Genomic DNA, 25248 nt, shown 5'->3' with positions numbered 1-25248 from the left:
GATCATCACAGCAGACAGACGCTGACATAAAAAGGTGAGCCGATGGAGGTTATTCATCAATAACAGACCTGTTAACTGTGAATGAAATAAGAAACTGCGCGACAGATAGTAAGCCATAGACAGGCAAAAAGTACAGCCGTGAGGGCGAGTTCAGAAAATATAGACATTCGTTGCAAGCTTACGGGCTAGCCCTCTGGCCCCTTCGCGCATAACCATATCGTGATTCCAGCGAAAAACGGGTGCCGCCAGCGGAGCCAGGTAATTCATCCAGCGAATCGTGGTGCGAACATTCCAGTCATATCTGACGATGGTTTCTGCGCCACTGGCAGAAAAAGACCACACGCCTCGCCCTTCAACCGCCCCGCTGGCTTGCCCCTCAAGCAGCGAGCAGGGCAGAATATTCAACACGTTGATGTCAAAGGTTAAGCGATAAGGAAGCGCTCCTTTCCAGGTATAACGATGCAGCGCCCCAATGCCCTGTATATCACCTTTTTTAATCTCAACAATGCGTTCCAGACTTACCCACCATTCGGGCCACTGATCGGGATGAGAAAAAACATCCCATACCTCCTGAATAGAAGCCTCAATCCGCCAGACAGTGGAAAACCGATAGTTAGCCATAATACAGACTCCCTCAAGGCGAGAAGAAATTGGCGGGAAAACGGATGTTAATGACCATAGCATCCAGAAGCACGGTTTCTAATCGCTGCTCATCTGGCGCATAGCTGATCACTTTGGCAGGGAGTCCGTGATAATTATCCAGCCAGACGTCATAACGATGTACTCCATCAATCACCATTGTTCCTGGCCCAACCACAGATACGTGCATTGTCGCCCGTCCTGCAAGGTTTTCCGTACCAACTGTGGTTGTTGTCCCTTCGCGTTGCAGATGACGAATATTGCCCAACAACACGCCGATATCAGAGCGATCCACCCGATGACCACGCTCATCCTGGATCAATGAATTAGTAGGCGACAGGTGCAAAATGGGCAATGTACCCACACCAAATGGCCATAACGTCACTTTACCGCTGACAGGATTAAAGATAAGCACCGCACCTGAATGCGGTTGGGTAAAATCCATCCGCACATACCCAGGCTTTTGAAAGCTATAGCGAATAATTTTGCTTTCATCGGATGGCGACGAGGAGCGCATCATAACCTGATAAGACCTCAGGTTATTAAATGACTGTTGAGAAAATTCGATGGGATCCGTAGCCCTGGCATTCTGCGAAAAGATATCTTCTTTTTCCACCGAATATGCTGCGCCACTAAGGGTGAGCAATGCTGCGAACATGACTATCGGAAAAGATGAAATGTTCATAGCAGCCCCCTGAACCAGCACTGTCTGCAAACAGATGTAATCACCTGTTGACTGTTTTTATTATAGTTCTTAACTGCGCAGCACTACTCTTCCGGTCTTTTAAATACAGTATGGACAGCAGGTTTAAAATATTGGTTTTCTTTTCAGTTAAGATGACAACATAAAGCTATACTTTAATAGCCATGCTTTTTATAGGTATTAATCATGAAACTGCCATCGGTATTTTCATGCGCCGTTCTCATATTACTGCTGCTGGCGTCATCGTCTGCCACAGCCAGCGCGTTACAAAACCAGGCCGTCAGAGAGCAAGAGTTGAGCGCGGCACTTCGAGCTGGTAATGGTGTGTTCATCATTGGCGGGACGGATGATTTCGCTTTCACGTTCAGAGCACGAAACCGAATCCACAGACAGCTGGCGATACAGGATGGCTTTGGCGATCCCATCCTGATGAATGGTTTCCAGGACCACAACTATAATCCCGCCCGCGATGGGTTTATCAACAACCCTGCCCGAGGGGGCTTTATGTTTAACGCGCCGATTCGGCGTTAGCAATAGTGAGTTCTATGACTTGTAAAAAACAGGCACAAAAAAACCACCCGTAGGTGGTTTCACGACACTGCTTATTGCTTTGATTATTCTGTTCTTTCCCATGGTACCCGGAGTGGGACTTGAACCCACACAGCGCGAACGCCGAGGGATTTTAAATCCCTTGTGTCTACCGATTCCACCATCCGGGCTCGGGAAGAAATTGGAGGCGCGTTCCGGAGTCGAACCGGACTAGACGGATTTGCAATCCGCTACATAACCGCTTTGCTAACGCGCCGAAATCTTCTGGCTTTACAGCCAACATCCGCTATTGCCGATGTCTTAAATTTGGAGCGGGAAACGAGACTCGAACTCGCGACCCCGACCTTGGCAAGGTCGTGCTCTACCAACTGAGCTATTCCCGCATCACCAAGTAACTTTGTTAATCACTTGATTTTGTTATCGTCTGGCAATCAGTGCAGCCGTTCGATGCGTTGCATTCTACTTACCTGACGCAATGAGTCAACGATATTTTTCACCACTGACGATCGTTTGCTGAAATTTGCGTCGAAACGATCACTGATCAAGCAAATCTCCACGCGCAGCGCTCAAATACTGGAACATTGACCACAAAGTCAGTATCGCGGCGACGAAGAAAAGTGCGATCCCAGCATACTCTACCCAGATATTTGGACGCCACAGCAGCCAGGCCAGAGCAGCCATTTGCGAAGTGGTTTTCACTTTACCGATCCAGGATACGGCTACGCTGCTGCGTTTACCCAGTTCGGCCATCCATTCACGCAGTGCAGAGATGATAATTTCACGCGCAATCATTGTTGCGGCAGGAAGCGTCACCCACCAGCTGTGGTAATGCTCTGTCACCAGGACCATCGCGATTGCCACCAGCACTTTATCAGCGACCGGATCGAGGAAGGCGCCAAAACGCGTGCTTTGGTTCCAGCGGCGCGCCAGAAAACCGTCAAACCAGTCAGTGACCGCTGCGATACAGAAGATCAGCGCACAAACAAAGGGAGCCCAGGTGAATGGCAGGTAAAAAGCCAATACAAAAAATGGGATCAGGATGACGCGAAACAGCGTGAGCAACGTAGGGATATTAAATTGCATATGACGGATAACTATCTGTTGTCAGTGAAATTACCCCTATGTTGCTACAGAGGGCCTAATGTTTCAACGAGTAGAAGATCTTTTCTGCCAGAGCTTGCGAAATACCCGGCACTTTTGCAATTTCTTCGATACTTGCGTTACGAAGGCCTTGCAAACCTCCCATATATTTCAACAACATCTGGCGACGCTTTGGCCCGACACCTTCGATGGTCTCAAGCGTACTGGTGCTTTTCACTTTCGCCCGCTTTTTACGATGCCCGCTAATCGCATGATCGTGAGATTCATCGCGGATATGCTGGATAACGTGCAATGCAGGCGAATCCGGCGGCAAACTAAAGCCCTCACCTTCCGGCTCAAAGAACAGCGTTTCCAGACCGGCTTTACGATCGGCCCCTTTTGCCACCCCCAGCAAGAGTGGGTGCTGTTTGTCCCAGGGAACGTCCAGCTCAGCAAAAACGGCTTTCGCCTGCCCCAGTTGGCCTTTACCACCATCGATCAATATGACGTCCGGAATCTTACTTTCTTCAATCGCCTTCCCGTAACGCCGACGTAAGACCTGATTCATCGCCGCATAATCATCACCCGGCGTAATACCGGTAATGTTGTAGCGGCGATATTCTGCGCGAAGCGGGCCATTGGCATCAAAGACCACGCAGGAGGCTACCGTCTGCTCACCCATCGTATGGCTGATGTCGAAGCATTCCATACGCTTCACCGCAGGTAACTTCAATACCGATGCCAGCGCCGTCAGACGTTGCGTAATCGTCGACTGCTGAGAAAGTTTTGTGGTGAGCGCCACTGCCGCGTTGGTCCGCGCCAGCTTGAGATAACGTGCGCGATCTCCTCGCGGTTTCGTCTGCACGTTAATCTTTCTGCCGGCCAGTTCAGACAGAGAGTCTGCCAGCAGGGTTTTATCGCTAAGATTAAAATCGAGCAGGATTTCCCCGGGTAAGGTACGCATCTGGCTCCCCTGCAGATAAAACTGCCCGACAAAGGTTTCGACGACCTCGCCGAGTTCCGTGCCACCGGGTACTTTCGGGAAATAGCTGCGGCTGCCCAGCACTTTACCCTGGCGAATAAACAGAACGTGCACACAGGCCATACCGGCGTCAAACGCCACGCCAATGACGTCCAGATCGTCTCCGTTATTAGAGACAAACTGTTTTTCTGTCACGCGGCGTACGGCCTGGATTTGGTCACGAATGCGCGCAGCCTCTTCAAATTCGAGATTTTGGCTGGCCTTTTCCATGCGGGCGATCAGCTGCGTTAATACCTGATCGTCCTTTCCGGACAGAAACAGACGAACATACTCGACCTGCTGAGCATACTCTTCCTCACTCACCAGACCCGCAACACACGGACCAAGACAGCGGCCAATCTGATATTGCAGACAAGGCCGAGAACGGTTGCGATAAACGCTGTTTTCGCACTGGCGGATAGGGAATATTTTCTGCAACAGCGCCAGCGTTTCACGCACCGCATAACCGTTAGGGAACGGTCCAAAGTACTCGCCTTTGGCATGCTTTGCCCCGCGATGCATCGCCAGACGCGGGTGGGTATCGCCGCTAAGGAATATAAAAGGGTAGGATTTATCATCGCGCAGCAATACGTTATAGCGCGGCTGATACAGCTTGATGTAGTTGTGCTCAAGCAATAACGCTTCGGTTTCAGTGTGCGTTACCGTGACATCAATCTGCTGGATTTGCGCGACCAGCGCTTCGGTCTTGCGTGACGCAAGATTACTACGGAAGTAGCTGGAAAGCCTTTTTTTCAGGTCTTTCGCTTTCCCGACATAGATAACCGTCCCGGCGGTATCATACATACGATAGACGCCGGGCTGACTGGTCACGGTTTTCAGGAACGCTTTGGCATCAAACTGATCGGTCACTGGCTTGTTAATGTCTCCGCATTACACAGGCCATGGCGAATTGCCAGGTGAGTCAGCTCTACATCGCCGTGAATGTTTAATTTACTGAACATTCGATAGCGATAGCTGTTCACCGTTTTAGGACTAAGATTCAGTTGCTCTGAGATCTCATTGACCTTCTGACCTTTGGTGATCATCAGCATAATCTGCAACTCGCGTTCAGACAAACTGGCAAACGGGGTTTCCGTTTTCTCAGGCTCAATCTGGCTGAGCGCCATTTGCTGAGCGATATCGGAGGCAATATAACGCTGCCCGGAATAAACCGAACGAATCGCACTCACTACTTCCTGGGGGGCGGCGCCTTTGCTGAGATACCCTGCCGCCCCTGCCTGCATAACTTTTGCAGGTAATGGGTTTTCGGTGTGTACCGTCAGCATGATCACTTTAATGTCTGCAGTGGAACGCGCAATTTTGCGGGTTGCTTCCAGACCGCCAATACCGGGCATATTCATATCCATCAGCACAACGTCAACGGAATTTGAGCGGCACCATTTTACCGCATCTTCACCGCAGCACGCTTCGCCGACAACTTTTATGCCTTTTATATCTTCCAGAATGCGTCGTATCCCTGCGCGCACCAGTTCGTGGTCATCAACAAGAAAAACGTTGATCAAAGGAATATCTCCAGAATAGGGATAACGCTACCGATAGTTAATCGGTCCTATGTTAACGGGTTTTATCTCAACTTTGAAATGTAAAAAACGCCCGACTTTCGATTTTGCTCTCGTTTTTGGAAATTAGATTGTACGACGAGTGGAAACTTTCAGTCCTGACAGCCTTCTGCCACGGTTATATCTGCATAGCTGTTTCAGAATAGTGACAAAAAATTCATATTCCTCCGCTGAATGCAAAATAGGCAGTCAAAGTTGTAACAATAATTAACGAGGAAAATACTCGAAATAAACAACATGTGGAGAAAATATATGCACTGCAACATATTGTTTATTTTAATGTCCACAACATTAATCCGCGCAAAAAACAACCACAGATATTTTTAGCCTCGCTTATGGTATACTCCGCCGCCTTAAGATTTGACATCGCACTTTTTCATTGAAACATAACGAGGAAAATAAATGAGTACGCCTGACTTTTCCACTGCTGAGAATAACCAGGAACTGGCCAATGAAGTCACCTGCCTGAAAGCCATGTTAACGCTGATGCTGCAGGCAATGGGTCAAGCCGATGCAGGCCGCGTGATTCTTAAAATGGAAAAACAGCTCGCGCTGATTGAAGATCAATCACAGGCGGCGGTATTTTCCAACACGGTTAAGCAAATTAAACAAGCTTACCGCCAGTAAAAAGAAACCGGCTGATAGCAATGCTCTCAGCCGGTTTTGCGTCTGACACTCAGAACGATAATTTACTCAGATAAGCCCGGTTGCCGCGGCATAACAGGCTATCTGCGTTTTGTTTGGCGCATTGAATTTCTTTTGCATATTCTTCTGGTGGAAGTTCACTGTATTTTCGGAAATCGACAGAATGATGGCTATCTCTGAAGAGGTCTTGCCCTCGGCCGTCCATTTCAATATTTCCTTTTCCCGCTTGCTAAAGCGCATTTCTGGCGCCATAACCATGTCATCTTCCAGCCGCGTCAGTACAGACAGGCTTTCCCGTACCAGAAGCTGCATCCTGAGCTCCACTTCATCGTTTGCAAAGCGACTATTACGGATACTCGCCCGCGATACCGATAAAAAACCCAACGCCCGATTAGGCAACATTAAGCATTGCGTCATCCCTTTGCGTAAACCGTGATTGCGTGCGGCGTCCCACAAAGGTTGCGCATCGCGAAACAGAGTATCGTTCCAGGGTAAATGCCCCTGACTGAAGTTTTCAGGTTTCAGCACCGGATCAATGGCGAAATAATTTTCGGACTGATAATGCGCCACCCATGCTTTGGGATAGGTCGTATGAAGTGACGTTTTAGGTCGGGTAAAAGGTACCGGATGACGAACACAGAGCGCGTAAAAATCAAACTCTAAGTGCTGCGTCTGTTGCTGTAATTCATTATAGACATCCTCTGCCGCCGCCATTTCCTGAAAGCGTAACAGCATGCTCCGTCGCCAGGTGAAGAAATCATGATCCTGCATACTAAGTGGTAATGCCCCTGAGATTGATAATCATCCAAACATATGAAACAAGCTAACACATAAATGTATTTTATATATGCAAATTATCGGACAAATGAACAATTACTTGAGTACTACTCAACAGCGGAAGGAAGTAACAGAATCAAATGTTAATAATAAAGCAATAATTATAAATAGTTATGCGAAGAGCACTCACCAGAAACAATCCCGGCGAGCGCTCTTCGCACTATTTATTGCATCAAAAACTTTTCAAGAAACTGACGGGTACGCGGCTGCTGGGGATGCGTGAATAAGGATTTTGCTGGTCCCTGCTCTACAATCCGTCCTTGATCCATAAATATCGCTCTATCGGCAACATCGCGAGCAAAGCTCATTTCATGCGTCACAATCACCATGGTGCGTTTTTCCTGCGCCAGTTGGCGGATGGTATTAAGTACCTCGCCAACCAGTTCAGGATCAAGCGCAGAGGTCGGCTCATCAAAAAGAATAACCTCAGGTCGCATCGCCAGCGCTCGGGCAATCGCTACTCGCTGCTGCTGTCCGCCCGATAAACGCCGCGGATAGCTGGTTTCTTTACCCGCCAGCCCGACTTTCGCCAGCAGCTCGCGCGCACGAGCTGTCGCTTCAGCTTTTGGTTCACCTTTGACTATCACCGGCCCTTCAATAATGTTTTCCAGCACCGTCCGATGCGGGAACAAATTAAAGTTCTGGAACACAAAACCGACGTGCTGACGTAACTGACGAATCAGCCCTTTCTGCTGGGTCAACGAACGCGCGGTATCAATGGTAATCTCACCCACTTTAATGGTGCCCGCCTCCGGTTGCTCCAGCAAATTAATGCTACGCAGCAGCGTGGTTTTGCCCGATCCGCTCGGCCCGATAATCGCGACTACTTCACCAGGTTTGACGTCAAGATCGATCCCATGCAGCACCGTTTGCCCATGAAATTTTTTGACCAGGTTTCTGACTTCGATAGCACTCATTTCGGCTCTCTCTCCTGGCGATTCAGTTGTTCTTCAAAATAGTTTTGCAGCGCAGAAAGCACCGTCGCCATCACCCAGTAAATCAACGAGGCCGCCAGATACATCGTAAAGACTTCCAGCGTACGCGAGGTAATCAGCTGCGCCTGACGGAACAGTTCCGGTACCTGAATAGTGGCGGCCAAAGAAGTATCTTTCACCAGACTGATAAAGCTGTTGCTCAGCGGCGGCAACGCAACGCGCGCAGCCTGCGGCAGGATTGCCCGGCGCATGGTCTGCCAGCGCGTCATACCAATACTGGCACCCGCCTCCCACTGTCCTTTGTCGATGGAAGAGATTGCCGCACGCAGGGTTTCTGCAGCGTAGGCAGCCGTATTCAGCGACAAGCCAATCATCGCCGCCGGGATGGGATCAAGCTCAATACCAAACTGCGGCAGACCGTAATAGATCATGAACAGCTGGGCAATCAGCGGTGTTCCGCGAAAAATAGAGATATAAAAACGCGCCAGCCAGCGCACAGGCAACAGCGGTGACAAACGCATCAGCGCCAGGATAAACCCCAGCACGAGGCCAAAAAACATCCCGCCGATACTCAGTTGCAGCGTAAAAACCGCGCCTTTGAGCAGATACGGCAGAGAATCAATTACCAGTTGGATACTTTCATGCATTAGCGTTTTCGACCTGGTTGTTACACATGAGGATGGTAGGCAAACAGTGCTGGTGCCCCACCGGTATGAATAAAGAGGATTGGCCCTTCGTCTTTAAAGCGTTTCTGGCTGATACCGTCAATCAAACCCGCCATCGCCTTACCGGTATACACCGGATCCAACAAAATGCCTTCCAGGCGCGCCAGCAATTTTACCGCCTCCATGCCCTCTTCGTTTGGCGTACCGTAGCCTGGCGCAAAATAATCGTCCCATAGCAGGATATCCGCGGAGGCCGTCAGTTCCAGTTCTCGGGCAATATCCTGCTGCAGCGTAACAACTTTGGGTTTTTGATCCGCCACGCTGCGCGAGACAGTCACGCCGATAAGTTCGACGTCTGGCATCAATTGTTCCAGACCCACGGCCAGTCCGGCATGCGTTCCCGCACTGCCCGAGGCAACCACTACGGAAGAGAGCGCGACGGCCCCTTCACACTGCTGGGCAATTTCCAGCGCGCTTTCCACATAACCCAGTGCGCCCAGCGCGTTAGAACCGCCAACCGGGATCACATACGGGCGGAAGCCCTGTGCTTCAATGCGCGTCGCCAGTTCCTGAAGTTGCGCATTCGGGTCGGTCAGCGCATCGCACATTTCGATTTGCGTATTAAACAGGTCCAGCAGCAGACGGTTGCCGTTGGTGAGATAGTTTTCCGCCGTGGTGCCAATCGGATTTTCCAACAGCGCCACGCAGTGCAGGCCAAGTTTAGCTGCTACCGCCGCCGTCTGGCGCACATGGTTAGACTGAATCGCACCCGCGGTTATCAGCGTATCAGCGCCTTCACGCAGTGCGTCTGCGGCAAGGAACTCCAGCTTACGCAGCTTATTGCCGCCCAAGGCCATCGGCGTGACGTCATCGCGTTTGATGAAAATATCGCGCCCAAGGTAGTCGGAGAAGCGTGGAAGATATTCGAGCGGCGTTGGTGCGCCAATAAATTCCAGACGTGGAAAGCGCGTTAAGTTATGCAGCGGCATACAGCCTCCGGTATTCGTTGTTGTGATGTTCTTTTTATTATGCACGCTCAGGCGCAATGAAATAAAAAAAGGCGCTGTTAAAGGCGCCTTTTTTCATCGGATGCCGATTATTTCGTCACATCCGCTCCAAACCATTTTTCAGAAAGGGCTTTCAGCGTACCGTCTTTCTGCATTTCAGCAATGGCCGCATCAACCGCTTTCAGCAGATCTTCATTGCCTTTGCGCAGCGCCACGCCGGACTCCTGGCGGGAGAATGCTTCACCGGTCACAGCCAGCGTATCTTTGGTTTTTTTGACCAGATCCAGCGCCGCCAGACGGTCAACCAGAATGGCGTCGATACGGCCTACACGCAGATCCTGGTATTTGGTCGGGTCATCATCATAGGTACGAATATCCACGCCCTGCACGTTCTGGCGCAGCCACTCTTCATAGTTGGTGCCCAGACCAACGCCGACTTTTTTACCTTTCAGATCGGCAGCGGTCTTAATAACGCCTTCATTACCTTTCTTCACCAGCGCCTGAATACCAGAAACCGTATACGGGGTAGAGAAATCGTATTTTTTCTTACGTTCGTCAGAGATGGTCACCTGGTTGATGACCACGTCAATGCGCTTGGAATCAAGAGAGGCCAGCATACCGTCCCACTTGGTCGGCTTCAGATTAGCTTTCACCCCAAGGTGCTTGGCCAGTTCCTCAGCGAACTCCACTTCGAAACCGGTCAACTTGCCATCATCGCCCTGAAAACTAAACGGGGGATAGGTCCCTTCCAGGCCCACCAGCAGCGTGCCACGCTCTTTAACTTTATTTAACAGACCTTCATCTGCATAAGTCTTTACGCTCATTCCAGCGACAAGTGCAACAGCCATTACACCCATCAGAGCCTGACGTCCCAGAAGTGCTAATTTCATAGTTACCCCGAATATTGTCATTAGTGACTGCTATTTATGAGCATAGTGTAAAGCGTTTGCTGTGATCCACAAACACAACTCTGTTACACCTTATTCGTTTTTAATATATATCAGAACTGGCTGTCCAGGAGGATTTCTGCATATGACCCATATGGGTATGGGCTTTGAACTGCTCATACTTACGTAAGGCGATGCGGTAATTGTTGGTGCTGGTTTCCGGCAGCCACGGGGCAAGGTTTTCGTCGAGGAACCCTTCCTGCAGCAGGTCATGAGAGATATTTTGTTCGGTCAGATGATTCCCGAGGCGACGCAGACGGACAACGTATTCACGTACCGTGCCGTGACTCATTTCGGTCTGCTCAAATAAAAACTGTTTAAAACCGATAATATCGAAAAAGTCGCTCTGCTCTTTGCAATGCAAATCACCACAAAAACGACACAGTGCCACCCACTCTTTTTTCTCCTGCTCCCACTCGGCCTCATCCAACAAAGTGTCCAGGCGGGCGATGGCGATTTTATTCACAATTTGCCCGCGACGAACCAGCGTGATCCGGTCGAGCAACTTAAAGCAATGGGCGCAATGCGTCTGGCTGTGTTTGAAATCTTTGAGGTAGCGGCTTAGAGGCCGTCTTTTTGATTGCTGCACCGTCATGAGAACTCCTGGTAGTCAATTCGTAATGCGGCATTGTTCAGGGGTAATAATGTACCCCTATAGCTTACCCAGCTTGGTGCGTAGACGTTTGATGGCCTGACTGTGCAACTGGCTGACCCGTGATTCCCCGACTTCCAGTACCGCGCCAATCTCTTTCAGATTCAGCTCTTCCTGGTAGTACAGCGTTAACACCAGCTTTTCGCGCTCCGGCAACGCCTCGATCGCGTCCATCACGCGCTGGCGGAGATTACCCTCAAGTAGCTGTTGTAACGGGTTTTCCTGCTGATGTTCTTCCGTCACCAGCTCAATACTATCGCCATGCTCTTCCCGCCACTCGTCATAAGAGAAGAGCTGGCTGTTATTGGTATCGAGCAACATCTGACGATACTCTTGCACAGGAATAGCCAGACGCGCCGCCACTTCTGTTTCCGTCGCGTTGCGCCCTAATTCCTGCTCCAGTTGTCCCATCGCCTGTGCCACTTCGCGAGCATTGCGCCGAACGCTACGCGGCACCCAATCCCGGCTACGTAGTTCGTCCAGCATTGCTCCACGAATACGCTGCACTGCGTAAGTGGTAAATGCCGTTCCTTGCAAAGCGTCATATCGGTCAACGGCATTCAATAACCCGATGCCGCCCGCTTGTAGCAGGTCATCCAGTTCTACGCTCGCCGGCAAACGCACCTGAAGGCGCAATGCTTCGTGACGCACCAACGGTACATAACGCTGCCACAGCGAGTGTTTATCCATTACACCTTCAGCGGTATACAGTGAATTCACGATAAACAGCCCTGCGTTAAATGAGTTATCGGCATGATTATCCGTTTCTGCAGGGGTTTTAATCGGGTGAATAGTGGGTGAAATGAGGGGTTATTTGGGGGTTACGGGTAAAGCTAAATATAAAAAACCCCGCCGGAGCGGGGTTTGCGCGATAAGCGTAAATTAACGCAGCAGAGACAGAACGTTCTGCGTAGTCTGGTTAGCCTGCGCCAGAACAGAAGTACCCGCCTGTTGCAGGATCTGAGCACGAGACATGTTAGACACTTCGGTCGCGTAGTCAGCATCTTCGATGCGGCTACGAGCAGAAGACAGGTTGTTAACAGTGTTGCCCAGGTTGGTGATGGTAGAATCGAAACGGTTCTGCACCGCACCCAGGTCAGAACGCAGCGCATCAACCTGTGCCAGCGCTTTATCCAGGGCTGCCAGAGGATCTTTAGTGGCTGAACCTTCACTGGTATTTTTGGATGTTAGTTTCCCATCAGCAGATACGTAAGCTTTTGCTCCAACATCTGCTGCATATTTACCATTACCAGTACCACCGGTCACGGTTACTTCACCATTATTCGCATCTACCACATAGGTAGTGGTATATGAACCGGTCGTAGTCATTTGATTGTCAGAATCAACGAAAGTAAGGTCAGATACCCCTTTGGTAAAACTAGCAGTAGCAGTTTTAAGACCATCATTGAATTTGATACTTACGTCATTAGCAACTGTGTTTGCTTTAACATTGGTCAAAAGAGAATCACTGCTTACTTTATCAGTATACGTGAAACCACTACCAGCTGTAGCCGCAAAGTCATAAGCTTTATCACCAAAACTGATTTTTGCAGCATTCGCCCCTAAATCAGCAGCTTTGAATAGCTCACCCATAGTGGCTGCAGTTGACCCTGTAACATCGTTAGTAGTTAATGCACCATTAACGATGAAAGCGGCCTTACCATCGATAGTAATCTTACCACTAGCATCAGTTTCGAAATTAACGTTACCATTTTTGGATGTGAAGGTACCACTCTGCGTTTTGCCCGCATCAGCCTTCAGTGTATCACCGAAATCTTTACTAGGTGCAGCCGTTGCCACAGTTTTCTTGACTGAAAAATCATTAGATGCCGCATTGTAAGTATAAACATCATCAGCAGCAGCGCCATTTGCTACAGTTACAGAGTCGCCATCTTTAAGATTTTTAAAAGCTTCTTCGGCTGTAAGTTTATTGTGGTCTGTGGTAACGGTATAAGTACCAGCAGCCAAAACACCACCTGCAGCATTAAGATCGCTAACGGTAGCTGCTTTGTTTGCTACAGTACCTTTACCATTCACATTAAAACCGTTCAATCCCAACGTGTCAGATGTTATTTTCTTAAGATCGATTGTAATCGTTTCACCATCATTTGCACCAACCTGAATTTTTAGGCTGTTGTCTTGAGAGAGCACTTTCACGCCGTTAAACTGAGTCTGACCGGAAACACGGTCAATTTCGCTCAGACGCTGGGTGATTTCGTTCTGGATGGAGTCCAGGTCAGACTGGGAGTTGGTGCCGTTGGTTGCCTGAACGGACAGTTCACGCACACGCTGCAGGTTGTTGTTGATTTCGGACAGTGCACCTTCAGTGGTCTGCGCGATGGAGATACCGTCGTTGGCGTTACGGGAAGCCTGGGTCAGGCCTTTAACGTTAGCAGTGAAACGGTTAGCGATCGCCTGACCAGCAGCATCGTCTTTCGCGCTGTTGATACGCAGACCGGAAGACAGACGCTCGATAGCGGAGCTCAGGGAAGACTGAGATTTGTTCAGGTTATTCTGGGTCAACAGCGACAGGCTGTTTGTATTGATGACTTGTGCCATGATCTTTTCCTTATCAATTACAACTTGATGTTATTGGGCTGTTGCCCACGGTTTCTCACCGTAACCCATGTATCGGCACCTTAATTTCGAACTTTAGAAAATTTTTACTTTCCGCCCTCTTTTTTCTTAGCCCCAGAAATACCCGCAATATGCCCCACTATTCTGCGCATTATTTTTACAAAACTATCATTAAACTTTGCGCGCAGATTGCCGATAACCCGCTTAACTACTGTTTGCAATCAAAAGGAATTAGGCATGGCTTCATTTACTTCTCTTGGCGTCGGTTCAAATCTGCCGCTGGATACGTTGCTGAACAACCTGACTATCGCGGAAAAAAAACGCTTAAACCCAATAACTCAACAACAAAGCGATAATACCGCGCGTCTGACCGCCTACGGCACATTAAAAAGTGCACTGGAAAAATTTCAGACTGCGAACACAGCATTAAATAAAGCCGATCTATTCAAAAGCACAACCGTTACCAGCAGCAGTGAAGATCTGAAAGTGACCACCGAAGCGGGGGCGGCACCGGGTATCTATACCATTAGCGTCACCCAACTGGCACAAGCGCAATCTTTAAGAACCAATTCAGCGACTAAGATTGCGTCAACAAAAGACGCGCTGGGTGACAGTTCAGCAGAAATACGCACCATAAAAATTGCGCAGGAAGGCCGTAAAGAGCCACTGGAAATTAAGCTGAATAAAGACCAGACCTCACTGGATGAGATCAGCAAAGCGATAAACGATGCCGATAGCGGAATTTCGGCCAGCATCGTTAAGGTTAAAGATGGCGACTACCAATTGGTACTGACTGCCAGTGAAGGCGAAGCCAATAAAATGACTATCTCCGTTGAGGGAGACAGCAAGCTAAATGACCTGCTGGCGTATGACAGCGAAACCGGTACCGGGAATATGAAGGAACAGGTTAACGCTCAAAATGCGAAGTTAACCGTAAATGGTATCGATATTGAACGTTCCAGTAATAAAATTACCGATGCTCCTCAGGGCGTAGTACTCGATCTGACCAAAAAAGTCACTGACGTTCGAGTCACGGTAACAAAGAATAACGACAAAGCAACCGAAGCCATTAAAGGCTGGGTCGATTCATATAATTCCCTTATCGACACCTTTAATACGCTGACCAAATATAAAGAAGTTGATCCGGGTGCTGAAGCGCAAGACAAAAATAACGGAGCGCTGCTTGGTGACAGTGTTGTTCGTACGATTCAAAGTGGAATTCGTGCACAATTTGCCAACGGTGCCAGTGATGGCGCTTTTAAAACATTAAATGAAATTGGTATTAAGCAGGACGGCGCAACCGGCAAGCTGAAAATTGACGATGATAAGCTGAAAAAAGTCCTGAACGAAAATACAGCCTCCGTGCGTGAACTGCTGGTCGGCGACGGCAAAGAAACCGGTATTACCACCAAAATTGCCACCGAAGTAAAAAGCTACCTGGCTGATGACGGTATTATCGACAGCGCACAAGACAGTATTAACTCAACGCTGAAAAAACTGACTAAACAGTATCTGTCTGTCAGCGCCAGCATTGATGACACGGTGGCGCGTTACACGGCACAGTTTACGCAGTTAGACACCATGATGAGCAAGCTCAACAACACCAGTAACTATCTGAGCCAACAATTTACGGCGATGAATAAATCCTGATAACACGAGGTAAGTATGTATACCGCGAGCGGTACCAAAGCCTATGCACAGGTCAGCATAGAGAGTGGCGTAATGAGCGCCAATCCGCATCAGCTGATTGAAATGTTGTTTGATGGCGCGAACAGCGCCCTCGTGCGCGCTCGCCTGTTTATGCAACAGGGTGATATCGTCGCCAAAGGCGAGGCCTTAAGCAAAGCCATTAACATTATCGACAATGGTCTGAAAGCAGGCCTGGATCAGGAGAATGGCAGTGAAATTGCCACCAACCTGTCCTCGCTGTATGACTATATGATTCGCCGTTTACTGCAAGCTAACTTGCGTAATGATTGTCAGGCCGTTGAAGAAGTCGAAGGGTTGCTCGGCAACATTGCAGAAGCCTGGAAACAGATCTCACCGAAAGCGTCGTCCCAGGAGTCTCGTTAATGACCTCAGCCGTGGAGTTTATCAACCGTTGGCAGCGCATCGCGCTACTCAGTCACTCGCTGCTGGAACTGGCGCAGCGCGGTGAATGGGACCTTTTACTGGAACAGGAAGTTACTTATCTGCAAAGTATTGAAGTGGTCATGGAAGAGCAAACTCCACCGGGCATAACGCGAAGTATTCAGGACTTAGTGGCCGGGTACATTAAACAGACGCTGGATAACGAACAACTGCTCAAAACGTTGTTGCAGCAGCGCCTGGATGAACTCAGTAACCTCATCGGTCAGTCGACACGACAAAAGACGTTGAATAACGCCTATGGTCGTCTTTCCGGTATGCTGCTGGTACCCGACGCCCCCACCTCGCCACAATAATTTCCCGTCTCGTCTGAATTATCTTCCATACTCCAGAGGTCGGCCAAACGACTTCTGGAGCACGGAAGATGAAAAATCCCACGTTATTGCAGTACTTCCACTGGTATTACCCTGATGGCGGTCAACTCTGGCCCGAACTTGCCGAACGCGCAGGCGGACTCAATGATATCGGCATCAATATGGTATGGCTGCCCCCCACCTATAAAGGCGCGTCCGGCGGCTATTCCGTTGGCTATGATTCCTACGATCTGTTTGATCTGGGCGAATTCGACCAAAAGGGAACCGTCGCCACCAAATACGGCGATAAAAACCAGTTGCTGGCGGCGATAGACGCGCTAAAACACAATGATATTGCCGTGCTGCTGGACGTGGTGGTTAACCACAAAATGGGCGCAGATGAGAAAGAAAAGATCCGCGTCCAGCGCGTTAACGCTGAGGATCGCACGCAAATAGATGATGAGATTGTCGAGTGCGAGGGCTGGACGCGCTATACCTTCCCTGCCCGCGCTGGCCAGTACTCGCAATTCATTTGGGATTTTAAATGCTTCAGCGGCATTGACCATATCGAGAATCCAACCGAAGACGGGATTTTTAAAATCGTTAACGACTACACTGGCGAAGGCTGGAACGATCAGGTTGATGATGAGTTGGGTAATTTTGATTATCTGATGGGCGAAAACATTGATTTTCGCAATCACGCGGTGACTGAGGAGCTCAAATACTGGGCGCGATGGGTGATGGATCAAACCCATTGCGATGGTTTTCGTTTAGATGCTGTGAAACATATTCCGGCATGGTTTTACAAAGAGTGGATCGAGCACGTGCAGGAAGTGGCACCCAAGCCGCTGTTTATTGTGGCGGAATACTGGTCCCATGAAGTCGATAAGCTGCAAACCTACATTAATCAGGTGGAGGGGAAAACCATGCTGTTCGACGCCCCTTTGCAGATGAAATTCCACGAGGCCTCCCGTCAGGGCCGCGATTACGACATGAGCCAAATTTTCACCGACACTCTGGTGGAGGCCGATCCTTTTCATGCCGTCACGCTGGTCGCCAATCACGACACCCAACCCTTGCAGGCACTCGAAGCCCCCGTCGAACCATGGTTTAAGCCGCTGGCCTATGCGCTGATCCTGTTGCGCGAAAACGGCGTGCCGTCGGTATTTTACCCTGACCTCTACGGAGCGCATTACGAAGACACCGGCGGCGATGGCGAAACCTATCCTATCGACATGCCGATCATTGAACAACTTGATGAACTGATCCTCGCACGCCAGCGCTTCGCGCATGGGGTACAGACGCTCTTTTTCGATCATCCTAACTTTATCGCTTTTAGCCGCAGCGGCACGGACGAGGATCCCGGCTGTGTGGTGGTGTTGTCTAACGGGGATGACGGAGAAAAGACCATCAATCTCGGCGCGAATTATGGCAATAAAACCTGGCGCGACTATCTGGGAAATCGTGAAGAAAGCGTGATCACCGATGAAAACGGCGAAGCGACGTTTTTCTGTAACGGCGGGAGCGTCAGCGTGTGGGTGATTGAAGACGTGTTGTAAAGCTCAACCCCGGTGACCGATGGTTACCGGGGCGTACGGCTTATGGCAGCGGTGTTGCCAGCGGCGTTTTCTTTAACGCGTCAGCACATTCCTGCGTCGGGCGATCCACCCGCTGCAGCGTCATACCGTCATATTCCAGCGTATTGCCTTCGCGCTCGATCTCGTACAGCTCGCGTTTAACCGTCACGTTGGTGAGATCGCCAGAGAGCATCGTCAGTTTCCCCGGCAGCGCGATCACCCGCTGCCACTGGCGACAATCCAGCGTATCGCCCTCTTTCGTTATCACCAGGCTGGCAATCGCTTCCGGGCTGACCAGACTGCGTTGCGGACCTTTTGACTGCCAGTATCCTTCCAGACCGGCTGGCGCTGGCGTTTTCACCACGTCGTTATAATTTTCTACTTCGGCGCATCCGGTAAGCGCCAGAAATACACCAACGATTGCTAATTTTTTCATCATTCATCCTGCATGCGAAGAAAATGGGATTGTGGCATTAAAGGCCTGATGTCGCCAGCCTTTCGGCAGCGTTGAGAAAGATTGATCCAGACGGTGTTACCTCTTATTACTCATAGTCAAAAATTCTGAACGGTGTAGTATCCACACTTCTTGTTACATACCTTCTGAGTTCAGAGGCACAACGCATGTCATGGCAACACTTCAAACAGGCCTGGTTAATTAAATTTTGGGCCCCCGCCCCTGCGGTCATCGCAGCGGGTATTCTCTCTACTTACTATTTCGGCATTACGGGAACCTTCTGGGCCGTTACCGGTGAATTCACCCGTTGGGGTGGTCAAATCCTGCAACTGTTTGGCGTGCACGCCGAAGAGTGGGGATACTACAAGCTGATCCATCTCGAAGGCTCACCCCTGACCCGCATCGACGGCATGATGATCCTCGGTATGTTCGGCGGCTGTTTTGCTGCCGCACTGTGGGCCAACAACGTCAAATTGCGCATGCCGCGCAGTCGGGTGCGCATTATGCAGGCGATAGTCGGCGGGGCGATCGCCGGATTCGGCGCACGGCTGGCAATGGGCTGTAACCTGGCCGCATTCTTCACCGGCATTCCGCAGTTCTCACTTCACGCCTGGTTTTTTGCGCTGGCCACGGCCATTGGCTCCTGGTTTGGTGCACGCTTTACCCTGCTGCCAATATTTCGTATTCCGGTCAAAATGCAGAAAGTCTCCGCCGCTTCGCCGTTGACGCAAAAGCCGGATCAGGCCCGTCGCCGTTTCCGCCTGGGCATGCTGGTGTTTATCGGCATGATCGGCTGGGCGCTACTCACCGCGATGGATAAACCCAAGCTCGGTCTGGCGATGCTGTTCGGCGTCGGGTTTGGTCTGCTGATTGAACGGGCGCAAATCTGCTTCACCTCCGCCTTCCGCGACCTGTGGATTTCCGGTCGCACCCATATGGCAAAAGCGATCATCTTCGGGATGGCGGTCAGCGCCATCGGTATCTTTAGCTACGTGCAACTGGGCGTCGAGCCTAAAATCATGTGGGCGGGTCCAAATGCGGTGATCGGCGGTTTGCTGTTCGGCTTTGGCATCGTTTTAGCGGGCGGATGTGAAACCGGCTGGATGTACCGCGCCGTTGAAGGCCAGGTGCATTACTGGTGGGTTGGTCTGGGCAACGTTATTGGCTCGACCATTCTGGCCTACTACTGGGATGATTTTGCTCCCACGCTCGCCACCAACTGGGACAAAGTGAATCTGCTCAACACCTTCGGTCCGCTCGGCGGTCTGCTGGTGACCTATCTGCTGTTGTTTGCCGCGCTGATGCTCATTATTGGCTGGGAAAAACGTTTCTTCCGTCGCGCAGGGCTGACGCCTGCCAAGGAGTCTGTATGAAAAATATCGTGCCTGATTATCGCCTCGATATGGTCGGCGAACCGTGTCCATATCCGGCTGTAGCCACGCTGGAAGCGATGCCGCAATTAAAGAAAGGTGAAATTCTGGAAGTGGTGAGCGATTGCCCGCAGTCAATCAACAATATTCCACTGGATGCGCGTAATCACGGCTATACGGTGCTGGATATTCAGCAGGATGGCCCAACGATCCGCTATTTGATTCAGAAGTAACTGTTTGCCGGATGGCACTGCGCTTATCCGGCAAACATTCTCTGCACGTTGTCCCTACACCTGCATCGACATCACTTCCTGATAGGCCGACACCAGTTTATTACGCACCTGAATACCCATCTGCATCGATACCGACGCTTTTTGCATATCGGTCATCACATCATTTAACGCAATACCCGGCTCACCCAGGGTAAATTTCTCAGCCTGCGTACGGGACGCGGTTTGCACATCGCTGATCCTGTCTAACGCCGCATGCAGTTGCCCGGCAAAACTCACGGTCGGTTGTGGCTGCATATCCTGCGTTTTTGCTGACATCGCCGTGGCCTGTAACTGGCTGATGACCCCTTCAATCCCCTGTATTGCCGACATTCTGATCCCCTGGATGATTTTTTACGTAGCTGAGATTACCAGTTAGTCAATAAGATAAAGGCGTTAAATAACGATAAAAAACCACGGTTTTTAACGCATAGAAAAATTCGAAACCGCAAATAATGAGACCGTCAATTTTTCGAGTTTGCTGACCCGGGAGTGAGTCTTGTTCCACTTTGCAAAAAACGCCGTCCACGATAAGCCACGAGGTGCGAGATGAGTGCGACAGCATCGACTGCAACCCAGCTTAAACCTCTCGAGTGGTTAAACCGCCTGCGCGCGAATCCCAGAATTCCTTTGATTGTGGCGGGAGCCGCTGCCGTCGCTATCATCGTGGCGATGGTCCTGTGGGCGAAAGCACCTGACTATCGCACGCTGTTCAGCAATCTTTCCGATCAGGATGGTGGCGCGATTGTCACCCAACTGACGCAGATGAACGTTCCCTATCGTTTTACTGAGGGAAGCGGTGCTATAGAAGTTCCTGCCGATAAAGTCCACGAACTGCGTTTACGTCTGGCGCAGCAAGGCCTGCCGAAAGGCGGCGCCGTTGGTTTTGAACTGCTGGATCAAGAAAAGTTTGGTATCAGCCAGTTTAGCGAGCAGGTCAACTACCAGCGTGCGCTGGAAGGTGAATTAGCCCGTACCATTGAAACGCTGGGACCGGTAAAACGCGCCCGCGTGCATCTGGCAATGCCGAAACCGTCGCTGTTTGTGCGTGAGCAAAAAGCGCCTTCAGCCTCCGTGACCGTTAACCTTGAACCGGGTCGCGCACTGGATGAAGGTCAGATCAGTGCAGTTACGCATCTGGTTTCCAGCGCTGTTGCAGGCTTGCCACCGGGCAACGTTACGCTGGTCGACCAGGCGGGTCATCTGTTAACTCAGTCAAACACCAGCAGCCGCGATCTTAACGATGCGCAGTTGAAATACGCCAGCGATGTCGAAGGCCGCGTTCAACGTCGTATCGAATCGATCCTGTCGCCGATTGTCGGCAACGGTAACGTACATGCGCAGGTCACCGCGCAGCTGGATTTTGCTAATAAAGAGCAAACCGAAGAACAGTACCGTCCAAACGGTGATGATTCCCAGGCCGTGCTGCGTTCACGCCAGTTAAACATCAGCGAGCAGATAGGGAGCGGAGCACCGGGCGGCGTACCGGGCGCATTGTCTAATCAACCAGCACCGGCGAATACCGCGCCAATCGCCAACCCTCCGGCTAATCAGCAAAATGCGCAAACCACGCAGACGGCAAATAACAACAATAATGCCGGTCCACGCAGTACGCAGCGCAATGAAACCAGCAACTATGAAGTCGACCGTACCATTCGCCACACCAAAATGAACGTCGGCGATGTGCAGCGTCTCTCGGTGGCTGTGGTGGTCAACTATAAAACGTTGCCGGACGGCAAACCGCTGCCGTTAACCGCCGATCAGATGAAACAGATTGAGGACCTGACCCGCGAAGCGATGGGCTTCTCCGACAAACGTGGCGATACCCTGAACGTGGTGAACTCTCCGTTCACGGCGACCGACGATTCCATTGGCGAGCTGCCGTTCTGGAAACAGCCGTTCTTTATTGATCAGTTGATGACCGCAGGCCGTTGGTTGCTGGTTCTGCTAGTTGCCTGGATCCTGTGGCGCAAAGCTGTTCGCCCGCAGTTGGTTCGCCGCAGCGAAGAAGCAAAAGCGGTACAAGAACAAACGCGTATCCGTCAGGAAACCGAAGAGGCGGTAGAAGTTCGCCTCAGCAAAGACGAACAGACCCAGCAGCGTCGTACGAATCAGCGTCTGGGTGCAGAAGTGATGAGCCAGCGTATTCGTGAAATGTCAGATAACGATCCGCGCGTCGTGGCGCTGGTCATTCGCCAGTGGATGAGTAACGATCATGAGTAATGCCCTTACCGGTACCGATAAAAGCGTCATCCTGCTGATGACCATTGGCGAAGATCGCGCGGCAGAGGTGTTTAAACACCTTTCCACGCGCGAGGTTCAGGCGCTGAGTACAGCGATGGCGAACGTACGCCAGATCTCCAACAAACAGTTGACGGAAGTGCTGGCCGAGTTTGAGCAAGAAGCAGAACAGTTTGCCGCGCTGAATATCAACGCCAACGAATATCTGCGCTCCGTGCTGGTGAAAGCGCTGGGCGAGGAACGCGCCTCCAGCCTGCTGGAAGATATTCTGGAAACCCGCGATACCACCAGCGGCATTGAAACGCTCAACTTTATGGAGCCGCAAAGCGCCGCCGACCTTATCCGCGACGAGCATCCGCAGATTATCGCCACCATTCTGGTACACCTCAAACGGGGCCAGGCCGCCGATATTCTGGCGCTGTTCGACGAGCGTTTACGTCACGACGTGATGCTGCGTATCGCCACCTTCGGCGGCGTGCAGCCTGCCGCGCTGGCAGAACTGACCGAGGTACTGAACGGTCTGCTCGATGGACAGAACCTCAAGCGCAGCAAAATGGGCGGCGTGAGAACGGCGGCAGAAATTATCAACCTGATGAAAACCCAGCAGGAAGAAGCGGTTATTACCGCCGTACGCGAATTCGACGGCGAACTGGCGCAGAAAATTATCGACGAGATGTTCCTGTTCGAAAACCTGGTGGAAGTCGACGATCGCAGTATCCAGCGTCTGCTGCAGGAAGTGGATTCCGAATCGCTGCTGATTGCGCTGAAAGGTGCCGAACAGCCACTACGCGAGAAGTTCCTGCGCAACATGTCGCAACGTGCTGCCGATATTCTGCGCGACGACCTTGCCAACCGCGGTCCGGTGCGCTTGTCGCAGGTGGAAAACGAACAGAAAGCGATTCTGCTTATTGTGCGTCGTCTGGCGGAAACCGGCGAGATGGTGATCGGCAGCGGCGAGGATACCTATGTCTAACGAACTGCCGTGGAAAGTCTGGACTCCGGACGATCTCGCCCCACCAATGGCAGAGTTCGTGCTGGCTGACCACAGCGAAACGCCGCTGTCCGAAGAGACGGAAGAACCCGAGCTTTCAGCAGAGCAACAGCTTGAACAACAGCTCGCACAGCTGCAAATGCAGGCCCATGAGCAAGGGTATAACGCGGGGCTGGCGGAAGGTCGACAAAAGGGTCATGAACAAGGCTATCAGGAAGGTCTGAGCCAGGGGCTGGAGCAAGGCCAGAACCAGGCGCGCGCGCAGCATGCGCCGATCCATGCCCGCATGCAGCAGTTGGTGAGCGAGTTTCAGAATACGCTGGACGCACTGGACAGCGTCATTGCCTCGCGCCTGATGCAAATGGCGCTGGAAGCTGCGCGTCAGGTGATTGGTCAGACGCCTATCGTGGATAACGCTGCGCTGATTAAGCAGATTCAACAGTTATTGCAACAGGAACCGCTGTTTAGCGGTAAACCGCAGCTACGTGTACATCCGGACGATCTCCAGCGTGTTGAGGAGATGCTCGGTGCCACGCTCAGCCTGCACGGCTGGCGGCTGCGCGGCGATCCCACGCTGCATCACGGCGGTTGTAAAGTCTCAGCAGACGAAGGCGATCTGGATGCCAGCGTCGCCACTCGCTGGCAAGAACTCTGCCGTCTGGCAGCGCCGGGAGTCGTGTAATGACCACTCGCCTGACTCGCTGGCTCAATACGCTGGACAACTTCGAAGAGAAAATGTCGCTGCTGCCTGCGGTGCGTCGTTACGGTCGCCTGACCCGCGCCACCGGGCTGGTGCTGGAAGCCACGGGGTTACAGCTGCCGTTGGGTGCCACCTGCGTCATTGAACGCCAGGATGGCAACGAAACCCAGGAAGTTGAAAGCGAAGTCGTAGGCTTTAACGGTCAACGTCTGTTTCTGATGCCGCTCGAAGAGGTCGAAGGCGTTCTGCCCGGCGCGCGCGTCTACGCGAAGAACATTGCCGGAGAAGGTCTGCAAAGCGGGAAGCAATTACCGCTTGGCCCTGCTCTGCTGGGGCGTGTGCTGGACGGCAGCGGCAAACCGCTCGACGGACTGCCCGCCCCGGACACCACCGAAACCGGCGCGCTGATTACACCGCCGTTTAACCCGCTGCAACGTACCGCAATAGAACACGTCCTGGATACCGGCGTACGCCCCATCAACGCGTTGTTAACCGTAGGTCGCGGCCAGCGTATGGGACTTTTCGCAGGCTCCGGCGTCGGTAAAAGCGTCCTGCTCGGCATGATGGCGCGCTATACCCAGGCCGACGTCATCGTCGTGGGCCTGATTGGCGAGCGTGGTCGCGAAGTTAAAGATTTTATTGAAAATATTCTCGGCGCTGACGGTCGCGCACGCTCGGTAGTGATTGCCGCTCCGGCGGATGTCTCGCCGCTGTTACGTATGCAAGGCGCGGCCTACGCCACGCGCATCGCCGAAGATTTCCGCGATCGTGGACAGCACGTATTGCTGATTATGGATTCCCTCACCCGCTATGCGATGGCGCAACGTGAGATAGCCCTGGCGATCGGCGAGCCGCCGGCGACTAAAGGTTATCCGCCGTCAGTATTCGCCAAATTACCGGCGCTGGTTGAACGGGCCGGGAACGGTATCCACGGCGGCGGTTCAGTTACCGCGTTTTATACAGTACTGACCGAGGGTGACGACCAGCAGGACCCGATTGCCGATTCCGCGCGCGCGATACTGGACGGGCACATCGTGCTGTCTCGTCATTTAGCCGAAGCGGGTCACTATCCGGCCATCGATATTGAAGCCTCGATCAGCCGCGCCATGACCGCGCTCATTAGTGAAAAACACTATGCACGGGTACGTAACTTTAAACAGCTGCTGTCCAGCTTCCAGCGTAACCGCGATCTGGTCAGCGTGGGGGCGTATGCCAAAGGCAGCGATCCGATGCTGGATAAAGCCATCGCCTTATGGCCACAGCTGGAAGCGTTCTTACAGCAAGGCATCTTTGAACGGGCTGACTGGGAAGATTCTCTACAAGCTTTGGAACTGATTTTCCCTGGTGTGTGATTAAGCAGGAGAGCAT

At 51.5% G+C, this 25248-nt stretch carries 28 protein-coding genes and 3 tRNA genes; 13 read left to right on the top strand and 18 right to left on the bottom strand.

The features are described 5' to 3' along the window. Positions 1-150: 150 nt before the first annotated feature. Both OGY18_RS25860 and OGY18_RS25855 read right to left on the bottom strand, forming a co-directional pair. The gene (locus tag OGY18_RS25860) at positions 151-621 is read right to left on the bottom strand and encodes an SRPBCC family protein (protein ID WP_286554839.1); all 471 of its coding nucleotides are present in this window, start codon (positions 619-621) and stop codon (positions 151-153) included. A 13-nt stretch (positions 622-634) separates the two neighbouring features. Continuing rightward, complete coding sequence (locus OGY18_RS25855; RefSeq protein WP_148361838.1) at positions 635-1324, bottom strand: DUF1571 domain-containing protein; 690 nt, start codon at positions 1322-1324, stop codon at positions 635-637. Positions 1325-1528: 204 nt separating this feature from the next. Here OGY18_RS25855 and OGY18_RS27415 point away from each other — a divergent pair, with 204 nt between their 5' ends. Continuing rightward, positions 1529-1873 (top strand): hypothetical protein, encoded by a 345-nt coding sequence (locus OGY18_RS27415; RefSeq protein ID WP_149282016.1) that lies wholly within the window; start codon positions 1529-1531, stop codon positions 1871-1873. Positions 1874-1974: 101 nt separating this feature from the next. On the opposite strand, the gene OGY18_RS25845 is transcribed toward OGY18_RS27415, so the two are convergent. From OGY18_RS25845 to uvrY, 6 genes are all read right to left on the bottom strand, one after another. After that, positions 1975-2061, bottom strand: a tRNA-Leu gene (locus tag OGY18_RS25845). A 12-nt stretch (positions 2062-2073) separates the two neighbouring features. Next, a tRNA-Cys gene (locus OGY18_RS25840) sits at positions 2074-2147 on the bottom strand. Between the two features lie 51 nt (positions 2148-2198). Further along, a tRNA-Gly gene (locus OGY18_RS25835) sits at positions 2199-2274 on the bottom strand. A 151-nt stretch (positions 2275-2425) separates the two neighbouring features. Continuing rightward, positions 2426-2974 (bottom strand): CDP-diacylglycerol--glycerol-3-phosphate 3-phosphatidyltransferase, encoded by a 549-nt coding sequence (gene pgsA, locus OGY18_RS25830; RefSeq protein WP_003030490.1) that lies wholly within the window; start codon positions 2972-2974, stop codon positions 2426-2428. Between the two features lie 55 nt (positions 2975-3029). After that, complete coding sequence (gene uvrC, locus OGY18_RS25825) at positions 3030-4862, bottom strand: excinuclease ABC subunit UvrC (RefSeq protein ID WP_126317802.1); 1833 nt, start codon at positions 4860-4862, stop codon at positions 3030-3032. Next, complete coding sequence (gene uvrY, locus OGY18_RS25820; RefSeq protein WP_006684079.1) at positions 4859-5515, bottom strand: UvrY/SirA/GacA family response regulator transcription factor; 657 nt, start codon at positions 5513-5515, stop codon at positions 4859-4861. Before uvrY ends, uvrC begins: the two co-directional genes overlap by 4 nt. A gap of 296 nt (positions 5516-5811) precedes the next feature. On the opposite strand from uvrY, the gene OGY18_RS27605 reads away from it, so the two are divergent. Both OGY18_RS27605 and OGY18_RS25815 read left to right on the top strand, forming a co-directional pair. Beyond that, entirely contained in the window at positions 5812-5955 is a 144-nt protein-coding gene (locus OGY18_RS27605; protein ID WP_420269641.1) for a hypothetical protein, read from the top strand. A 19-nt stretch (positions 5956-5974) separates the two neighbouring features. Next, positions 5975-6199, top strand: coding sequence for a DUF2594 family protein (locus tag OGY18_RS25815; protein ID WP_003030482.1), 225 nt, complete (start codon positions 5975-5977; stop codon positions 6197-6199). A gap of 66 nt (positions 6200-6265) precedes the next feature. Here OGY18_RS25815 and sdiA read toward each other — a convergent pair whose 3' ends face one another. The 8 genes from sdiA to OGY18_RS25775 all read right to left on the bottom strand — a co-directional run bounded on the left by sdiA (position 6266) and on the right by OGY18_RS25775 (position 13819). Beyond that, entirely contained in the window at positions 6266-6988 is a 723-nt protein-coding gene (sdiA, locus tag OGY18_RS25810) for a quorum-sensing transcriptional regulator SdiA (protein WP_032934487.1), read from the bottom strand. 230 nt (positions 6989-7218) lie between these two features. Then, positions 7219-7971, bottom strand: coding sequence for an L-cystine ABC transporter ATP-binding protein TcyN (gene tcyN / locus OGY18_RS25805; RefSeq protein ID WP_003030477.1), 753 nt, complete (start codon positions 7969-7971; stop codon positions 7219-7221). Then, on the bottom strand, positions 7968-8636 hold the full coding sequence (gene tcyL / locus OGY18_RS25800; protein ID WP_003030474.1) for a cystine ABC transporter permease: 669 nt from the start codon (positions 8634-8636) through the stop codon (positions 7968-7970). The genes tcyN and tcyL overlap by 4 nt, the downstream gene beginning before the upstream one ends. Before the next feature lie 20 nt (positions 8637-8656). Next, positions 8657-9643: a D-cysteine desulfhydrase gene (gene dcyD, locus OGY18_RS25795; RefSeq protein ID WP_149282116.1), complete on the bottom strand. Its 987-nt coding sequence runs from the start codon at positions 9641-9643 to the stop codon at positions 8657-8659. Between the two features lie 107 nt (positions 9644-9750). After that, positions 9751-10551: a cystine ABC transporter substrate-binding protein gene (tcyJ, locus tag OGY18_RS25790; protein ID WP_003030469.1), complete on the bottom strand. Its 801-nt coding sequence runs from the start codon at positions 10549-10551 to the stop codon at positions 9751-9753. Positions 10552-10651: 100 nt separating this feature from the next. Then, complete coding sequence (gene fliZ, locus OGY18_RS25785) at positions 10652-11203, bottom strand: flagella biosynthesis regulatory protein FliZ (RefSeq protein WP_003030467.1); 552 nt, start codon at positions 11201-11203, stop codon at positions 10652-10654. A gap of 57 nt (positions 11204-11260) precedes the next feature. Beyond that, positions 11261-11980: an RNA polymerase sigma factor FliA gene (locus tag OGY18_RS25780; protein ID WP_003030465.1), complete on the bottom strand. Its 720-nt coding sequence runs from the start codon at positions 11978-11980 to the stop codon at positions 11261-11263. 162 nt (positions 11981-12142) lie between these two features. After that, a complete protein-coding gene (locus OGY18_RS25775) occupies positions 12143-13819 on the bottom strand; it encodes a FliC/FljB family flagellin (protein ID WP_286554834.1) in 1677 nt (558 codons plus the stop codon). A 255-nt stretch (positions 13820-14074) separates the two neighbouring features. On the opposite strand from OGY18_RS25775, the gene fliD reads away from it, so the two are divergent. The 4 genes from fliD (at position 14075) to amyA (ending at position 17837) form a co-directional block, all read left to right on the top strand. After that, positions 14075-15487, top strand: coding sequence for a flagellar filament capping protein FliD (gene fliD, locus OGY18_RS25770; RefSeq protein ID WP_286554832.1), 1413 nt, complete (start codon positions 14075-14077; stop codon positions 15485-15487). 15 nt (positions 15488-15502) lie between these two features. Next, on the top strand, positions 15503-15910 hold the full coding sequence (gene fliS / locus OGY18_RS25765) for a flagellar export chaperone FliS (RefSeq protein WP_126317799.1): 408 nt from the start codon (positions 15503-15505) through the stop codon (positions 15908-15910). Next, positions 15910-16281, top strand: coding sequence for a flagella biosynthesis regulatory protein FliT (gene fliT, locus OGY18_RS25760; protein WP_008785101.1), 372 nt, complete (start codon positions 15910-15912; stop codon positions 16279-16281). The genes fliS and fliT overlap by 1 nt, the downstream gene beginning before the upstream one ends. Positions 16282-16349: 68 nt before the next feature. Next, positions 16350-17837 (top strand): alpha-amylase, encoded by a 1488-nt coding sequence (amyA, locus tag OGY18_RS25755; RefSeq protein ID WP_286554830.1) that lies wholly within the window; start codon positions 16350-16352, stop codon positions 17835-17837. A gap of 40 nt (positions 17838-17877) precedes the next feature. Here the strand turns inward: amyA and yedD are convergent, their stop codons facing one another. Next, complete coding sequence (gene yedD / locus OGY18_RS25750; RefSeq protein WP_003030454.1) at positions 17878-18291, bottom strand: lipoprotein YedD; 414 nt, start codon at positions 18289-18291, stop codon at positions 17878-17880. 185 nt (positions 18292-18476) lie between these two features. On the opposite strand from yedD, the gene yedE reads away from it, so the two are divergent. Together yedE and yedF are read left to right on the top strand one after the other, a co-directional pair. After that, on the top strand, positions 18477-19682 hold the full coding sequence (gene yedE, locus OGY18_RS25745) for a selenium metabolism membrane protein YedE/FdhT (RefSeq protein ID WP_193134134.1): 1206 nt from the start codon (positions 18477-18479) through the stop codon (positions 19680-19682). Beyond that, positions 19679-19912 (top strand): sulfurtransferase-like selenium metabolism protein YedF, encoded by a 234-nt coding sequence (yedF, locus tag OGY18_RS25740; protein WP_000790504.1) that lies wholly within the window; start codon positions 19679-19681, stop codon positions 19910-19912. Before yedE ends, yedF begins: the two co-directional genes overlap by 4 nt. Positions 19913-19966: 54 nt before the next feature. Here yedF and fliE read toward each other — a convergent pair whose 3' ends face one another. After that, a complete protein-coding gene (gene fliE, locus OGY18_RS25735; RefSeq protein WP_079935374.1) occupies positions 19967-20281 on the bottom strand; it encodes a flagellar hook-basal body complex protein FliE in 315 nt (104 codons plus the stop codon). A 216-nt stretch (positions 20282-20497) separates the two neighbouring features. On the opposite strand from fliE, the gene fliF reads away from it, so the two are divergent. Genes fliF through fliI form a run of 4 tightly spaced genes read left to right on the top strand, consistent with a single transcriptional unit; the run spans position 20498 to position 25232 of the window. Then, positions 20498-22171: a flagellar basal-body MS-ring/collar protein FliF gene (gene fliF, locus OGY18_RS25730; RefSeq protein WP_286554827.1), complete on the top strand. Its 1674-nt coding sequence runs from the start codon at positions 20498-20500 to the stop codon at positions 22169-22171. After that, entirely contained in the window at positions 22164-23162 is a 999-nt protein-coding gene (gene fliG / locus OGY18_RS25725; RefSeq protein ID WP_003834047.1) for a flagellar motor switch protein FliG, read from the top strand. Before fliF ends, fliG begins: the two co-directional genes overlap by 8 nt. Then, on the top strand, positions 23155-23862 hold the full coding sequence (fliH, locus tag OGY18_RS25720) for a flagellar assembly protein FliH (RefSeq protein ID WP_003834049.1): 708 nt from the start codon (positions 23155-23157) through the stop codon (positions 23860-23862). The genes fliG and fliH overlap by 8 nt, the downstream gene beginning before the upstream one ends. After that, positions 23862-25232 carry a flagellar protein export ATPase FliI gene (fliI, locus tag OGY18_RS25715; protein ID WP_003030440.1) on the top strand — a complete coding sequence of 457 codons (1371 nt, stop codon included), beginning with the start codon at positions 23862-23864 and terminating at the stop codon, positions 25230-25232. The genes fliH and fliI overlap by 1 nt, the downstream gene beginning before the upstream one ends. Positions 25233-25248: the final 16 nt, after the last annotated feature.

Source organism: Citrobacter sp. Cpo142, from assembly GCF_030332425.1.
GTDB lineage: Bacteria > Pseudomonadota > Gammaproteobacteria > Enterobacterales > Enterobacteriaceae > Citrobacter > Citrobacter portucalensis.
The sequence above is the reverse complement of the archived record's forward strand: the minus strand, read 5'-3'. Positions and strand labels throughout refer to the sequence as shown.

What these genes read in the sequence shown, in the direction of transcription:
- tcyN (WP_003030477.1), bottom strand. Translation starts at nt 7,971, where the DNA reads ATGAGTGCTATCGAAGTCAGAAACCTGGTCAAAAAATTTCATGGGCAA.
- yedE (WP_193134134.1), top strand. Translation starts at nt 18,477, where the DNA reads ATGTCATGGCAACACTTCAAACAGGCCTGGTTAATTAAATTTTGGGCC.
- OGY18_RS25855 (WP_148361838.1), bottom strand. Translation starts at nt 1,324, where the DNA reads ATGAACATTTCATCTTTTCCGATAGTCATGTTCGCAGCATTGCTCACC.
- OGY18_RS25775 (WP_286554834.1), bottom strand. Translation starts at nt 13,819, where the DNA reads ATGGCACAAGTCATCAATACAAACAGCCTGTCGCTGTTGACCCAGAAT.
- fliD (WP_286554832.1), top strand. Translation starts at nt 14,075, where the DNA reads ATGGCTTCATTTACTTCTCTTGGCGTCGGTTCAAATCTGCCGCTGGAT.
- yedF (WP_000790504.1), top strand. Translation starts at nt 19,679, where the DNA reads ATGAAAAATATCGTGCCTGATTATCGCCTCGATATGGTCGGCGAACCG.
- pgsA (WP_003030490.1), bottom strand. Translation starts at nt 2,974, where the DNA reads ATGCAATTTAATATCCCTACGTTGCTCACGCTGTTTCGCGTCATCCTG.
- dcyD (WP_149282116.1), bottom strand. Translation starts at nt 9,643, where the DNA reads ATGCCGCTGCATAACTTAACGCGCTTTCCACGTCTGGAATTTATTGGC.
- fliE (WP_079935374.1), bottom strand. Translation starts at nt 20,281, where the DNA reads ATGTCGGCAATACAGGGGATTGAAGGGGTCATCAGCCAGTTACAGGCC.
- fliG (WP_003834047.1), top strand. Translation starts at nt 22,164, where the DNA reads ATGAGTAATGCCCTTACCGGTACCGATAAAAGCGTCATCCTGCTGATG.
- fliF (WP_286554827.1), top strand. Translation starts at nt 20,498, where the DNA reads ATGAGTGCGACAGCATCGACTGCAACCCAGCTTAAACCTCTCGAGTGG.
- fliZ (WP_003030467.1), bottom strand. Translation starts at nt 11,203, where the DNA reads ATGACGGTGCAGCAATCAAAAAGACGGCCTCTAAGCCGCTACCTCAAA.
- tcyL (WP_003030474.1), bottom strand. Translation starts at nt 8,636, where the DNA reads ATGCATGAAAGTATCCAACTGGTAATTGATTCTCTGCCGTATCTGCTC.
- OGY18_RS27415 (WP_149282016.1), top strand. Translation starts at nt 1,529, where the DNA reads ATGAAACTGCCATCGGTATTTTCATGCGCCGTTCTCATATTACTGCTG.
- OGY18_RS25860 (WP_286554839.1), bottom strand. Translation starts at nt 621, where the DNA reads ATGGCTAACTATCGGTTTTCCACTGTCTGGCGGATTGAGGCTTCTATT.
- yedD (WP_003030454.1), bottom strand. Translation starts at nt 18,291, where the DNA reads ATGAAAAAATTAGCAATCGTTGGTGTATTTCTGGCGCTTACCGGATGC.
- fliS (WP_126317799.1), top strand. Translation starts at nt 15,503, where the DNA reads ATGTATACCGCGAGCGGTACCAAAGCCTATGCACAGGTCAGCATAGAG.
- tcyJ (WP_003030469.1), bottom strand. Translation starts at nt 10,551, where the DNA reads ATGAAATTAGCACTTCTGGGACGTCAGGCTCTGATGGGTGTAATGGCT.
- sdiA (WP_032934487.1), bottom strand. Translation starts at nt 6,988, where the DNA reads ATGCAGGATCATGATTTCTTCACCTGGCGACGGAGCATGCTGTTACGC.
- OGY18_RS25815 (WP_003030482.1), top strand. Translation starts at nt 5,975, where the DNA reads ATGAGTACGCCTGACTTTTCCACTGCTGAGAATAACCAGGAACTGGCC.
- fliI (WP_003030440.1), top strand. Translation starts at nt 23,862, where the DNA reads ATGACCACTCGCCTGACTCGCTGGCTCAATACGCTGGACAACTTCGAA.
- amyA (WP_286554830.1), top strand. Translation starts at nt 16,350, where the DNA reads ATGAAAAATCCCACGTTATTGCAGTACTTCCACTGGTATTACCCTGAT.
- fliT (WP_008785101.1), top strand. Translation starts at nt 15,910, where the DNA reads ATGACCTCAGCCGTGGAGTTTATCAACCGTTGGCAGCGCATCGCGCTA.
- fliH (WP_003834049.1), top strand. Translation starts at nt 23,155, where the DNA reads ATGTCTAACGAACTGCCGTGGAAAGTCTGGACTCCGGACGATCTCGCC.